General features: G+C 70.3%; 11 protein-coding genes and 2 tRNA genes. 6 read left to right on the forward strand and 7 right to left on the reverse strand.

Annotated elements, in window-relative coordinates; all coding sequences use genetic code 11:
- Positions 1–78 precede the first annotated feature (78 nt).
- Positions 79–621, reverse strand: coding sequence for a PPA1309 family protein (locus AB0I54_RS03085; RefSeq protein ID WP_363294102.1), 543 nt, complete (start codon positions 619–621; stop codon positions 79–81).
- 164 nt (positions 622–785) lie between these two features.
- On the opposite strand from AB0I54_RS03085, the gene AB0I54_RS03090 reads away from it, so the two are divergent.
- The 4 genes from AB0I54_RS03090 (at position 786) to AB0I54_RS03105 (ending at position 6680) form a co-directional block, all read left to right on the forward strand.
- Positions 786–3752: a UPF0182 family protein gene (locus tag AB0I54_RS03090; protein WP_363294363.1), complete on the forward strand. Its 2967-nt coding sequence runs from the start codon at positions 786–788 to the stop codon at positions 3750–3752.
- A gap of 43 nt (positions 3753–3795) precedes the next feature.
- A tRNA-Met gene (locus AB0I54_RS03095) sits at positions 3796–3869 on the forward strand.
- Positions 3870–4074: 205 nt separating this feature from the next.
- Entirely contained in the window at positions 4075–5943 is a 1869-nt protein-coding gene (locus tag AB0I54_RS03100; RefSeq protein WP_363294103.1) for a tetratricopeptide repeat protein, read from the forward strand.
- Positions 5944–6606: 663 nt separating this feature from the next.
- Positions 6607–6680, forward strand: a tRNA-Met gene (locus tag AB0I54_RS03105).
- A gap of 80 nt (positions 6681–6760) precedes the next feature.
- Here the strand turns inward: AB0I54_RS03105 and AB0I54_RS03110 are convergent.
- The gene (locus AB0I54_RS03110; RefSeq protein WP_363294104.1) at positions 6761–7177 is read right to left on the reverse strand and encodes a Fur family transcriptional regulator; all 417 of its coding nucleotides are present in this window, start codon (positions 7175–7177) and stop codon (positions 6761–6763) included.
- Positions 7178–7308: 131 nt separating this feature from the next.
- On the opposite strand from AB0I54_RS03110, the gene AB0I54_RS03115 reads away from it, so the two are divergent.
- A complete protein-coding gene (locus AB0I54_RS03115; protein WP_363294105.1) occupies positions 7309–8778 on the forward strand; it encodes a catalase in 1470 nt (489 codons plus the stop codon).
- A 79-nt stretch (positions 8779–8857) separates the two neighbouring features.
- On the opposite strand, the gene AB0I54_RS03120 is transcribed toward AB0I54_RS03115, so the two are convergent.
- Positions 8858–9253, reverse strand: a complete 396-nt coding sequence (locus AB0I54_RS03120; protein ID WP_363294106.1) for a CBS domain-containing protein — start codon at positions 9251–9253, stop codon at positions 8858–8860.
- A gap of 150 nt (positions 9254–9403) precedes the next feature.
- On the reverse strand, positions 9404–10204 hold the full coding sequence (hisN, locus tag AB0I54_RS03125) for a histidinol-phosphatase (RefSeq protein WP_363294107.1): 801 nt from the start codon (positions 10202–10204) through the stop codon (positions 9404–9406).
- 173 nt (positions 10205–10377) lie between these two features.
- Between hisN and AB0I54_RS03130 the strand changes: the two genes are divergently transcribed.
- On the forward strand, positions 10378–10986 hold the full coding sequence (locus AB0I54_RS03130) for a TetR/AcrR family transcriptional regulator (RefSeq protein ID WP_363294108.1): 609 nt from the start codon (positions 10378–10380) through the stop codon (positions 10984–10986).
- A gap of 68 nt (positions 10987–11054) precedes the next feature.
- Here the strand turns inward: AB0I54_RS03130 and AB0I54_RS03135 are convergent, their stop codons facing one another.
- The 3 genes from AB0I54_RS03135 to aroA form a co-directional block, all read right to left on the reverse strand.
- Positions 11055–11378, reverse strand: a complete 324-nt coding sequence (locus tag AB0I54_RS03135; RefSeq protein WP_363294109.1) for a multidrug efflux SMR transporter — start codon at positions 11376–11378, stop codon at positions 11055–11057.
- Between the two features lie 76 nt (positions 11379–11454).
- Complete coding sequence (gene rsgA / locus AB0I54_RS03140; RefSeq protein ID WP_363294110.1) at positions 11455–12465, reverse strand: ribosome small subunit-dependent GTPase A; 1011 nt, start codon at positions 12463–12465, stop codon at positions 11455–11457.
- Positions 12466–12478: 13 nt separating this feature from the next.
- Entirely contained in the window at positions 12479–13804 is a 1326-nt protein-coding gene (gene aroA, locus AB0I54_RS03145; protein ID WP_363294111.1) for a 3-phosphoshikimate 1-carboxyvinyltransferase, read from the reverse strand.
- Positions 13805–13857 lie beyond the last annotated feature (53 nt).

Consider the following 13857-nt stretch of genomic DNA (forward strand, 5'->3'; position numbering starts at 1 on the left):
CCGCGATCGCCGACACCCGCGCGCGGCTGGGGGCGCTCCTCGTCACGAGGGGCGCCCCCAGTGCCGTACCCCGGGACCTCAGTCCTCGAACGTCGCCTTCAGAGCCTCCGCCAGACCGGGCACCAGGTCGGGGCCGGTGAGCACCTCCGTCGGGGTGTCCTTCTCGCGCAGCCGCACCGCGGACTCGCGGGTGCCGTCACGCAGGACGGCGACCGTCATCCGGACCTCCTGACGCTCGGGGTGGTCCGCCACCCACTTCGCCAGCTTCGCCCCGCTCATGCCCTGCGGGACCTGGGCCTCGGCGGACGGCGGCAGCATCAGGCGCTCGACCGTGAGCGCGCAGCCGGCCACCGCGTCGGGCCAGGCGATGGTGCCGAGGAACTCGTCGAGCGCCTTGTCCGTTGGAACCTCGTCCTGCTCGATCGGGGTGAGACCGGTGGCACCGGACTCGTCCTGCAGGCCCAGCTGGGCCGCGAGGGCAGGTTCCTGGGCCCGCAGCCGTGCGGTGTCTACGAGGGCGAAGAGGCGAGCGGGCTGGTCCCAGCCGAGGCCGGAGGCGTACTCGTCGATCTCGAGTACGGCCCGGGTGAGCGGGCTCGCTGCCATGGGAGTGTTGGACATGGTCACAATCCTGCCTCGTTCCCGGCCGGAATCGGGAACCGAGTAAACGGTGAGTAAGTTGCATAGGTGTGGGCCCGCGATCACGGGGGGCCACGGACGGTCCACGAACACGGGGGCCTGACGGATCAACAGCGAACTTCGAGGTGCGCACCTTGGCTTTCCAGATGCCGGACCGCGGCGGGGGCCCGACGGGGCCGCGGATCAGAGTGGGCCGCCCGTCCCGGCGCGCCCGCAGCCTGCTCATGACACTGGGCGTCCTTGCCGTCCTCGGCATGGCGTTCACCATGTTCGCGGGCTTCTGGACGGACTGGCTGTGGTACCGCTCGGTGCACTACTCGTCCGTGTTCACCACCACGCTGTGGACCAAGATCGGGCTCTTCTTCGTCTTCGGCCTGCTGATGGCGGCCGCGGTCGGCTTCAACATCTGGCTCGCGCACCGGCTGCGGCCTCCGCTGAGCGCCATGTCCATGGAGCAGCAGAGCCTCGACCGCTACCGGATGGGCATCGCGCCGTACAAGACATGGCTGCTGCTCGGCATCACCGCGCTGGTGGGTCTGATCGCGGGCGCGTCCGCGGCGGGTCAGTGGCGGACCTGGCTGATGTGGGTCAACGGCGTGCCCTTCCACCAGAAGGACCCGCAGTTCCACCTCGACGTCTCCTTCTACGCCTTCGATCTTCCCTGGTACCGCTTCCTGCTGGGCTTCGGCTTCGCCACCGCGATCCTGTCCCTGATCGCCGCCGCGCTGACCCACTACCTGTACGGCGGGCTGCGCGTCACCAGCCCGGGCGCGCGCGCCACGGCAGCGGCCACCGGGCATCTGTCGGTGCTGCTCGGCATCTTCGTCGCCCTGAAGGCGGTCGCCTACTGGCTCGACCGGTACGGACTCGCCGTCAAGTCCAGCGACTTCAAGGCGACCGGCAACTGGACGGGCCTGCGGTACGTCGACGCGAACGCCTATCTCCCGGCCAAGACGATCCTGTTCTGCATCGCCGTCATCTGCGCACTGCTGTTCTTCGCCACCCTGTGGCGACGCACCTGGCAACTGCCCGTGATCGGCTTCGGCCTGATGGTGCTCTCGGCGATCCTCATCGGCGGCCTGTACCCGGCCATCGTCCAGAAGTTCCAGGTCCAGCCCAACGAGCAGGCCAAGGAAGCCCCGTACGTCCAGAAGAACCTCAAGGCGACCCGCGAGGCGTACGGCATCGACGACGCCCAGGTCAGCGAGTACCAGGGCAAGAGCAACACCGCGGACAAGACGAAGCTGCGTGACGACGTCGACGGCGCTGCGAGCATCCGGATCATGGACCCGAACGTCGTCTCGCCGACGTTCCAGCAGCTCCAGCAGATGCGGAACTACTACGGGTTCCCGACCAACCTCGACGTCGACCGGTACCCCACCAAGGACGGCAAGGACCAGGACACCGTCATCGGTCTGCGTGAGCTGAACCTCGACGGCATCCCGAAGAACAACTGGATCAACGACCACTTCCGCTACACCCATGGCTACGGCGTGGTCGCCGCCAAGGGCACCGAGGCCGACTCCGAGGGCCGCCCGGTCTTCACCGAGTACGACCTGCCGTCCCAGGGCGACCTGCCGGAGTACCAGCAGCGGATCTACTACGGCGAGAAGACCAACACGTACTCGATCGTCGGCGGTCCCCAGAAGGAGATCGACTACTCCGACGACAACGGTGAGAAGACCACCAGCTACAAGGCGAAGAGCGGGGTCAACCTCTCCAACCCGATCAACCGGGCCGCGTACGCGGTGGCGTTCAACGAGCCGCAGATCCTCTACTCCGGCGCGATCGGCGAGGGCTCGCGGATCCTGTACAACCGCACGCCCAAGGAGCGCGTCGAGGCGGTCGCCCCCTGGCTGACCATCGACGGCGACGCCTACCCGGCGGTCGTGGACGGTCACATCCAGTGGATCGTGGACGCGTACACGACGACGAACGGCTACCCGTACGCCTCCCGTACGACCCTGGGCGATACGACGGCCGACTCGCTGACCGCCACCAACAACTCCCGTGCGGTGGTGGCCCAGCAGAACCAGGTCAACTACATCCGCAACTCGGTGAAGGCGACCGTCGACGCGTACACCGGCGAGGTCAAGCTCTACCAGTGGGACACCAAGGACCCGGTGCTGAAGACCTGGATGAAGGCCTTCCCCGGCACGGTGAAGCCGAAGACGGCCATCTCCGACTCGCTGATGGCCCATCTGCGCTACCCGCAGGACCTGTTCAAGGTCCAGCGTGAACTGCTCACCCGCTACCACGTGACGGACGCGCAGACCTTCCTGACCGGCAGCGAGGTGTGGCAGGTGCCGGACGACCCGACCAACAAGTCGGGCAACGCGGTGCCGCCGTACTACCTGAGCATGCAGATGCCCGGCCAGACGTCGCAGGCGTTCTCGCTGTCCACGACGTTCACCCCGAACGGGCGTGACAACCTCAGCGCCTTCATGTCGATCGACGCCGAGGCCGGCACGCCCGACTACGGCAAGATCAGAATCCTGAAGCTGCCGACGAGCACAACGGTCAACGGGCCCAAACAGGTTCAGAGCCAGTTCAACTCCGAACAGGACATCGCCTCGGCCATCAGCCTGCTGAGCCGCGGGCATTCGAGCGTGGAGTACGGCAACCTGCTGGCGGTGCCGCTCGACGGCGGGCTGCTCTACGTGGAGCCCGTCTATGTGCGCGGCGGCGGTCTCAAGTACCCGCTGCTGCGGAAGGTACTGGTGAGCTACGGCACCAGCTATGCCTTCGAGGACACGCTCGACCAGGCTCTCGACAAGGTCTTCGGAGTGACGGGTTCGACCAGTACGCCACCGGACACGGACACCGGCAATCCGCCGACGTCCGGCAACCCGACGGTCCAACAGGCGCTGAGCGACGCCCAGAAGGCCTTCGACGCGGGGCAGGAAGCCCTGAAGAAGGGCGACTGGGAGGCGTACGGCAAGGCGCAGAAGGATCTGCAGGACGCGCTGAAGCGGGCCGAGGACGCCCAGTCGAAGGCCGGCAAGTCCGGCGGCGGCAACAACGACGGGAAGTCGGGCAGCAGTCCGAGTCCGAGTAGCAGTCCCAGTCCGAGCGGCAGTCCGAGTCCGAGCGGCAGTCAGAGCAGCGGCTGATCAATTCTTCGCCCCGTGCCGTGATACGGTTGCCGCACAACGGCGCGGGGTGGAGCAGCTCGGTAGCTCGCTGGGCTCATAACCCAGAGGTCGCAGGTTCAAATCCTGTCCCCGCTACTGAAGTCGAAGGCCCGGATCCTTTCAGGATCCGGGCCTTCGTGGTGTGCGAACGCATGTGCCGGTCGGCGGTGTCGCCGTGCCGCCATGGGGACTTGGCCCGTGTGTGTTTGACTTGTCTCTCTGTGGGCATGTCGACAAAACGCTGAAGTGACCTCCCGGGCTGCGGTATACCGGGTGTACCGAGGTTGCAGGTGGTGCGACGATGGACGTTATGGGGGACAAGGCAACTCTGTTGGAGACCGGGCGTTTTGCGCAGAATCATGACCATGCGCAGCCTTCTGACGTGGTGGAGCCTTCCGACTTGGTGCAGCCTTCCGGCCGGGACGAGGCCGGCGAGGCTGCCGAGGAGGTGCGTCAGCGGCTTGCCGTTCAGGCCGGTGACGTCGAGGCGATGAGCGTCCTCGGTGCCATGCTGCTGCGCCGTGGCGATCTCGACGGAGCCGAGCCCCATCTGCGTGCCGCCACCGCCGCCGGCGACCGTGCCGCCGCCAACAACCTCGGTGTCCTGCTGCATCAGCGCGGCTATGCCGAGGAGGCCGCCGGATGGTGGCGGATCGCGGCCGTCGCCGGTTCCGCGGCCGCGGCGCATGCGCTGGGCCGTCACCACCGTGAGCGCGGGGACGAGCCCGCCGCCGAGTACTGGCTGCGGCAGTCCGCCGAGCAGGGGCACGCGCTGGGTGCGTACGCGCTCGCCGACCTGCTGGAGCACCGGGGGGTGGCCGGCGCCGAGCAGTGGATGCGGGCCGCGGCCGAGCGGGGGCATCGTGAGGCGGCGTACCGGCTGGCTCGCGCGCTTGATCGCAAGGCCGGGGCGGAGGGGGACGGCGGGGCTGACAACGGTGTCGCGTCCGTCTTCCTGGAGGAGGCCGAGCAGTGGTACCGGCAGGCCGCCGCGCGTGGACACCGGCGGGCCGCGCTGCAGCTCGGGGCGATCCTGGAGAAGCGGGGCGAGCTCAAGGAGGCCGGGCGCTGGTATCTGACCTCCGCCAAGGACGGGGAGGCGCGGGCCGCCTGTGCGCTCGGGTTCCTGCTGCGTGACGCCGGGGACACCGAGAGTGCCGCCGTGTGGTGGCTGCGGGCCGCGCAGGACGGTGACGGCAACGCGGCGAACGCGCTGGGCGCGCTGCACGCCGAGCGCGGGGAGACGCAGACCGCCGAGCGTTGGTACCGGGCGGCCATGGACGCCGGGGACGACAACGGGGCGTACAACCTGGGGCTGCTCTGCGCCGAGCAGGGGCGGACCGCGCAGGCCGAGCAGTGGTACCGGCGGGCCGCATACGCCGGGCACCGGGAGGCGGCGAACGCGCTGGCGATCCTGCTGTTGCAGGTGGGCGACACGACCGGGGCCGAGCCGTGGTTCTCCAAGGCGGCCGAGGCGGGGAGCGTGGACGCCGCGTTCAACCTGGGGATCCTGTATGCCGGGCGGGGCACCGAGGACGACGCCGTGGTCGCCCTGCGGTGGTACGAGCGGGCGGCTGCCGCCGGGCACACGGAGGCGGCGCTGCAGGTCGGGATGGCGCGCCTGCGGGACGGGAACGAGCAGGAGGCCGAGCGGCATCTGCGGTGCGCGGCGGGCGGCGGGAGCGCGGAGGCGGCGTACCGGCTGGCCACCGTGCTGGACGCGCGGCGGCCGGCGGCGTCCGCGCATGAGCTCGGCGAGTCGGTGCACGAGAAGACCGAGTGCGAGGAGTGGTACGAGCGGGCGGCTTCTCAGGGGCATCGGCGGGCACAGGTGCGGGTCGGGATGCTGGCCGCGGCGCGCGGTGACGTCGTGGAGGCGGCGCGGTGGTACCGGGAGGCCGCCGAGGCCGGCTCGCGGAACGGGGCGTTCAATCTGGGGCTTCTGCTGGCTCGGGAGGGGAGTGAGCCGGAGGCGGCGGTGTGGTGGACGCGGGCCGCTGACGCGGGGCATGGGCGCGCGGCACTTCGGCTTGCCCTCGTCTACGCGCGTCGGGGGGAGCTGGCGGAGGGGCAGCGGTGGGCCGACCGGGCGGTGACGCTGGGGCCGGCGGAGGTCACCGAGCGGGCGGCGCGGTTGCGGGATGCGTTGCGGGAGGAACTGTCGGCGTGACGCTGCGCTGAGCTTCGGCAGCTTCTCTGCCCACCCGCCCACCCGACTCGGTTGGCCAAGAGGTTGCCGCCTCCTGGGGCTCCGCCCCAGACCCCGGCGGGGGCTGCGCCCCCTGCGCCCCTGCGTGTCTGGCTCGGTTGGCCATGAGGTTGCTGTGCCCTGGGGCTTCGGCCCGGACTGTGGGTGGGGGCTGCGCCCCCTGCGCTCCTGCGTGTCTGGCTCGGTTGGCCATGAGGTTGTCGTGCCCTGGGGCTTCGGCCCGGACTGTGGGTGGGGGCTGCGCCCCCTGCGCTCCTGCGTGTCTGGCTCGGTTGGCCATGAGGTTGCTGTGCCCTGGGGCTTCGGCCCGGACTGCGGGCGGGGGCTGCGCCCCCTGCACCCCTGCGTGTCCGGCTCTGTTGGCTGTGAGGGCACCGTTTCGCTGGGGTGCACCCGCCCGCCGCCCGGCTTGGTCGGCCGAGAGGTCACCGTCTCCTGGGGCTTCGCCCCGGACCCTGGCCGGAGGCTGCGCCCCCTGCGCCCCTGCCCGGCTCCGTCGGCTGACAGGTTGCCGTTCGTCTGGGGCTTCGTCCCAGGTCCCAGGGGTGCGGGGCTCCTGTCCCGCGGGCCCGGACAAGCAATTTGCTTCCCTCCGCGTCCTTGACGTAATGTTGCGTTCACCGACGCGGGGTGGAGCAGCTCGGTAGCTCGCTGGGCTCATAACCCAGAGGTCGCAGGTTCAAATCCTGTCCCCGCTACTGAAGGCCGAAGGGCCCGGATCCTAGGATCCGGGCCCTTCGGCGTTGTCGTGGCGTCCGGTGGAGAAGGCGCGTGGGCCTCAGGACGATGCGCAGTTCGGGCAGGTGCCGCGGTATGTCACCTCTACGTCCGAGACCGTGAAGCCGAAGCGTTCCGAGTCGGGGAGGTCGGCCAGCGGGTTGCCCGTCGGGTGGACGTCGCGGATCGCGCCGCATCGGGCGCAGACCAGGTGGTGGTGCGGCCGGTGTGCGTTCGGGTCGTACCGCTTGGCGCGCTTGTCCGTGGAGACTTCCAGCACCTCGCCGAGGGTCACCAGCTCACCCAGCGTGTTGTAGACGGTCGCCCGGGAGATCTCCGGCAGCTTCGCGACGGCGCGCGCGTGCACCTCGTCGGCCGTCAGGTGGACGTGCTCGCCGTCCAGAACCTCGGCCACGACGCGCCGCTGCGCGGTCATCCGCCATCCGCGTCCGCGCAGCCGTTCCAGAAGGTCGCTCATGAGGACCAGCCTAACAGCAAGGGGACCCAAGTCCCGAACAGGTGTGAGTTTGGAGGCTTGCTTGATTTAGATATTGTCTATTGTAGGATCGAGGCTGGCTTTAGCCAAGATGCAGACAAGAGACATTGGTAATGGCGCAGGAGGCTCACGTGACGCAGGGACCGCTTACGACGGAGGCCGGTGCTCCGGTCGCTGACAACCAGAACAGCGAGACCGCGGGCGTCGGCGGCCCCGTCCTCGTCCAGGACCAGCTGCTCCTGGAGAAGCTGGCCCATTTCAACCGTGAGCGCATCCCGGAGCGGGTGGTGCACGCCCGGGGCGCGGGTGCGTACGGCACCTTCACGGTGACCGCCGATGTCACGCCGTACACGCGCGCCGCGTTCCTCTCCGAGGTGGGCAAGCAGACCGAGGTCTTCCTGCGCTTCTCGACCGTGGCCGGCAATCTGGGTGCCGCGGACGCGGTGCGCGATCCGCGTGGCTGGGCGCTGAAGTTCTACACCGAAGAGGGCAACTACGACCTCGTCGGCAACAACACCCCGGTGTTCTTCATCAAGGACGCCATCAAGTTCCCGGACTTCATCCACACCCAGAAGCGCGACCCGTACACGGGCTCGCAGGAGGCCGACAACGTGTGGGACTTCTGGGGGCTGTCCCCCGAGTCCACGCACCAGGTGACCTGGCTGTTCGGTGACCGCGGCATCCCGGCGTCGTACCGTCACATGAACGGCTACGGCTCGCACACCTTCCAGTGGAACAACGAGGCCGGCGAGGCCTTCTGGGTCAAGTACCACTTCAAGACCGACCAGGGGATCAAGAACCTCACCCAGGCCGAGGCCAACCGGATCGCCGGTGAGGATCCGGACAGCCATCAGCGCGATCTGCGTCAGGCCATCGAGCGCGGTGACTTCCCGACCTGGACCGTGCAGGTGCAGATCATGCCGGCGGCGGACGCGGCGACGTACCGCTTCAACCCGTTCGACCTCACCAAGGTGTGGCCGCACGCGGACTACCCGCCGATCGAGATCGGCAAGCTGGAGCTCAACCGCAACCCGGAGAACATCTTCGCCGAGGTCGAGCAGAGCATCTTCTCGCCCGCGCACTTCGTGCCCGGCATCGGTCCCTCGCCCGACAAGATGCTCCAGGGCCGTCTGTTCGCCTACGGCGACGCCCACCGCTACCGCGTCGGCATCAACGCCGACCACCTGCCGGTGAACCGCCCGCACGCCACCGAGGCGCGCACCCACTCCCGTGACGGCTTCCTGTACGACGGCCGCCACGGCGGTGCGAAGAACTACGAGCCCAACAGCTTCGGCGGGCCCTTCCAGACGGACCGTCCGCTGTGGCAGTCCACCGCGGTGACCGGCGGGACCGGCAACCACGCCGCCCCCGTGCACGCCGAGGACGACGACTTCGTCCAGGCGGGCGACCTCTACCGGCTGATGTCCGAGGACGAGAAGGACCGGCTCATCGAGAACCTGGCGGGCTTCATCGCCAAGGTCTCGCGCGACGACATCGCCGAGCGCGCGATCGGCAACTTCCGCCAGGCGGACGGTGACTTCGGCAAGCGGCTGGAAGCCGCGGTCCAGGCCCTGCGCGGCTGACGCACAGCACTGCCGCTTCGCTTGCCGTGGCGGGCGGGCCGGATCCCCGGGAGGCCGGGGGCCGGCCCGTTTCGCGTGTTCAGAGTGCTGGTGCGGGCTCCCGTGCGGGTGCCCAGCAGCGGATGATGTCGCGGACCGAGACGATTCCGGCGGGCTCGCCGTGGTCGAGGACGATGAGGTGCCGGAAGCCGCCGTGCGCCATGGCCCGGGCCGCCTCCTCCAGCGTCCAGCTGGGCGTGGCGAACACGACGTTGTTGGTGGTGTGGGCGTGCGTGCGTTCCGCGTCCGGGTCCTGGCCCAGGCCGACGGAGTTGAGGATGTCGCGTTCGGTGAGGATGCCGATGCCGCCCTCGTCGGGGTCGAGCACGATGGCGGCGCCCACACGGCGGGCGGACATCAGGGCGGCGGCTTGTCGGAGGGTATGTGCCGGGCCGATGGTCAGGACCACCGTGCTCATGGCGTCGCGAACGAGCATGGTCTGGAGCCACCTCCTACGAATCCACTGACATAGTTCAGGGATTCACAAGTTCACAAGTGGGGGTGTCTTCAGGGTGGCAGGTAAAGCGGAGGTCAACAAGAGGGCGCGCGCAGCCAGTTGAGGGCGTGCGTGATCACCTCGTGCTGCTCAGTAGCGCTGGTTGAGATACCCCAGCAACTCGTCGTGGAGCAGACCGTTCGACGCGGCCGCGTTGCCGCTGTGCGGGCCGGGGCGGGCATCGAGGCCGGTGAAGGTGCCGCCGGCCTCCGTGACGACGATCGCGTTGGCGGCCATGTCCCACAGGGACAGCTCGGGTTCGGCGCAGATGTCCACCGAGCCCTCGGCGACCATCATGTAGGGCCAGAAGTCGCCGTACGCGCGCGTGCGCCAGACCTCGCGGGTCAGATCGAGGAAGCCGTTCAGCCGGCCCCGCTCCTCCCAGCCGCTCAGCGAGGAGTACGCGAACGAGGCGTCGGAGAGCTTGGAGACGCGCGAGACATGGATGCGGGTCGCCGAGGACAGGCTGCGGCCGGTGAAGGCGCCGTGGCCCTTCGCGGCCCACCAGCGGCGGCCGAGGGCGGGGGCGGAGACGAGGCCGACGACGGGCTGGTAGCCGCCCTCGCCCGCCTCCGTCAGGGAGATCAGCGTGGCCCAGACGGGGACGCCGCGGACGTAGTTCTTGGTGCCGTCGATCGGGTCGATCACCCAGCGGCGGGGGCCCGTGCCCTCGATGCCGTACTCCTCGCCCAGGACCGCGTCCCGGGGGCGGGCGCGCTGGAGCTGCCCGCGGATGAGCTCCTCCGCGGCCTTGTCCGCCTCGCTCACCGGGGTCATGTCCGGCTTGGTCTCGACCTTGAGGTCGAGCGCCTTGAAGCGGTCCATGGTGGCGGCGTCGGCCGCGTCCGCGAGGACATGGGCGAGGCGGAGGTCGTCGAGGTAGTCCGGCATGGGACGAACGGTATCCGCCGTGGTCGCGCACGGCTACACGGGGCCGTTCGGCAAGACGCCCCGATCGCCCGCGTGCAGTGGCCGAAGGGCGCCCCCCGGTGCCCTCGCGAACCCTTGACAGTGCATCCATGCGCGTCAAATCTGGGCGCAGAGCCGCTCGCCCCAGGGAGGCGATGATGCCTGCAGCGCGGGAATCCCTACTGGACGCCGCGTACACGGCGCTTGCGCGTCGGCCGTGGTCCACCGTGCGGATGGTGGACGTGGCCGCGGCGGCCGGGGTGTCCCGGCAGACGCTGTACAACGAGTTCGGGAGCAAGGAAGGGCTGGCCAGGGCGCTGGTGCGCAGGGAGGCCGACGGATATCTCGCGGGGGTGGAGCGCGCCCTCGCCAGTTGCTCCGAACCCCGGGACCGGCTGACCGCCACAGCCGAGTGGACCGCCTCCGCCGCCCGTGAGAACGCCCTCGTACGCGCCATGCTCACCGGTTGCTGGAGCGAGCGCCTGCCCGCGCCGACCCTCTCCGCCGTACCCTCCTCCTCGGCCGTACCGGCACAGCGCCGGGCGGACGGCCCGCTGCCGTCGCCGGGGGACTTCGTGCAGATCGTGCGGGACCGGGCGGTGGCGGTGCTCGCCGGGCCCGGTGGTGCGCGGGGCGACGGCGGCGAACTCGTCCGGTCCTGTGAACTCGTCGTACGCCTCGCCCTGTCCTTCGTGGCCGCGCCGCCGGGGGAGGGCGGGATCGCCGAGCTGGTGCGGGGCGCCCTCCACCGGCAGTTGGCGTGACCCTTTTCCGCCGTCCCCCGAACCCGCCCCGCGGGCAAGGGGGTTCCGGCTCGGGTGGCGCGCGCCGGCTAGCGGGCCGACCCCGACAACTGCAGGCCGATCACGCCGATGATGACGAGGCTGATCGAGACGATCTTCAGTGTCGAGACCAGGTCGCCGAGGAAGACCATGCCGTAGATCGCGGTGCCCGCCGCGCCGATGCCCGTCCACACCGCGTAGGCCGGGCCCACGTCCAGCTTCCTCAGGGAGAGGGTCAGCAGGCCGAAGCTGCCGAGGGCGAAGACGCAGAACGCGACCGTGGGCCACAGGCGGGTGAAGCCGTGGGAGAGCTTGAGGGAGACGGCGAAACCGGTCTCCAGCATTCCGGCCACGATGACCAGCAGCCACGCCATGTGCTGTCCTCCCGTACGTCCGGCTCGGTGCGATTATGCACTTGCCGGACTCGCGTAAAGGCAAACAACGCGGTGGTCAGTCGCCGTCCTTGCGCTCCCGCGTCGCCAGCAGCCGGCGCAGCGAATACAGCCGCGCAGGGTCCGCGTGACCCTCGGCCACCCACTCGTCCAGCGCGCAGTCCGGCTCGTCGTGACTGCACGCGCGCGGGCAGCCCTCGGTGCCCGGCTCCAGGTCCGGGAAGGCGTGGATGACCCGGGACGGGTCGATGTGCGCGAGGCCGAAGGACCGTACGCCCGGGGTGTCGACGACCCAGCCGTCCGCGCCGGTGAGCGGCAGCGCGAGCGCCGAGGTCGTGGTGTGGCGGCCGCGGCCCGTCACCGCGTTCACCCGGCCCGTCGTACGGCGGCGGTCCTCCGGGACGAGGGCGTTGACCAGGGTCGTCTTGCCCACGCCCGAGTGGCCCACGAACGCCGTGATCTTGCCGTCGAGATGCTCGCGGACGCGGTCGGCCGCGTCGCCGTTCTCCAGCTCCTCGCGGCTGGTGACGACGTAGGGGATGTTCAGGTCGCCGTAGAGCTCCAGCAGCTTGTCGGGCGGGGCCAGGTCCGACTTGGTCATCACCAGCAGGGGTTCGAGACCGCCGTCGTAGGCCGCCACCAGACAGCGGTCGATCAGACGGGGGCGCGGCTCCGGGTCGGCCAGGGCCGTGACGATGGCCAGTTGGTCGGCGTTGGCGACGACCACGCGCTCGTACGGGTCGTCGTCGTCGGCGGTCCGGCGCAGCAGCGAGGTGCGCTGCTCGATGCGGACGATACGGGCGAGGGTGTCCTTCTTCCCGGACAGATCGCCGACGAGGGCCACCCGGTCGCCGACCACCGCCGCCTTGCGGCCCAGTTCACGGGCCTTCATCGCCACGATCGGCGTGTCGTCGACGAGGCAGGTCAGACGGCCCCGGTCCACGGTGAGGACCATGCCCTCGGCCGCGTCCTCGTGTTTCGGGCGGATGTTCGTTCGAGGCCGGTTGCCCTTGCGGTTCGGGCGGCTGCGGATGTCGTCCTCGTCGGTGTGCTTGCCGTAGCGGCGCATGGCGGTGTGTCCCCTACGCCCTGTCGCTCCCGAGCATCCCGGCCCACATCTCGGGGAAGTCCGGCAGCGTCTTCGCCGTGGTCGCCACGTTCTCGATCTGTACGTCCTCGACGGCCAGGCCGATGATCGCGCCGGCGGTCGCCATGCGGTGGTCCTCGTAGGTGTGGAAGACGCCGCCGTGCAGCCGGCGCGGGCGGATGTGCAGGCCGTCGGCCGTCTCGGTGACATCGCCGCCGAGCTCGTTGATCTCCTTGGTGAGCGCGGCCAGCCGGTCCGTCTCGTGCAGGCGCAGATGGGCCACGCCCCGCAGGGTGGAGGGGGAGTCCGCGAGGGCCGCGACCGCCGCGATGCCGGGGGTCAGCTCGCCCACGTCGCTCAGGTCGACATCGATGCCGTGGGTGGCACCCGAACCGGTGAACTCCAGCCCGTACTCGGTGAGTTCGCAGGAACCGCCCATTTCGGTGAAGATCTCGCGCAGCCGGTCACCCGGCTGGGTCGTCCGGGACGGCCAGTCCGGGACGAGGACCTTGCCGCCGGTGAGCAGGGCCGCCGCCAGGAACGGCTGGGCGTTGGACAGGTCCGGCTCGATGGTCAGGTCGCGGCCGAGCAGGGCACCCGGGGTGACCCGCCACACGTTCGGCTCGCCGCCCGACTCCGGGGTGTCCACCTGGGCGCCGACCGCGCGCAGCATGTCCACCGTCATCCGGATGTGCGGCATGGAGGGCAGCGAGGCACCGATGTGGCGGACCTCGACGCCCTGGTTGAAGCGCGGGCCGGACAGCAGCAGCGCGGACACGAACTGCGACGAGGACGAGGCGTCGATCGACACCGGGCCGCCGTCCAGCGCACCGCCGCCGTGCACGGTCAGCGGCAGCGCGCCCCGGCCGTCGTCGTCGATCCGGGCGCCGAGCGCGCGCAGCGCGTCGATCACACCGTTCAGGGGGCGCTCGTACGACCGCGGGTCGCCGTCGAAGCGGACGGGGCCGTCGGCCAGCGCGGCGACCGGCGGCAGGAAGCGCATGACCGTGCCGGCGTTGCCGACGTCGACAGTGGCCGGACCGTGCAGTCCCGTGGGCAGCACGCGCCAGGCCTCGCCGGAGCCATCGGGGCCCACGCCTTCCTCGATGCCGACGCCCATGGCGCGCAGGGCACCGGCCATCAGCAGCGTATCGCGGGACCGCAGGGGGCGGCGCAGCCAGCCGGGCTCGGAGGCGAGGGCGGCGAGCACCAGGGCGCGGTTGGTGACGGACTTGGACCCGGGCACGTGGACCGTCGCGTCGACGGCTCCGCTCGCGTGCGGGGCGGGCCAGAGGGCGGTGTGCGCGGGGTTCGGGGCCATAGGGCCACTTTATAAGGAGGCCGTGGTTCGGGTGCGGCGCCGTTGCGGCTGGT

Source organism: Streptomyces sp. NPDC050625 (assembly GCF_040654755.1).
Classification (GTDB): domain Bacteria; phylum Actinomycetota; class Actinomycetes; order Streptomycetales; family Streptomycetaceae; genus Streptomyces.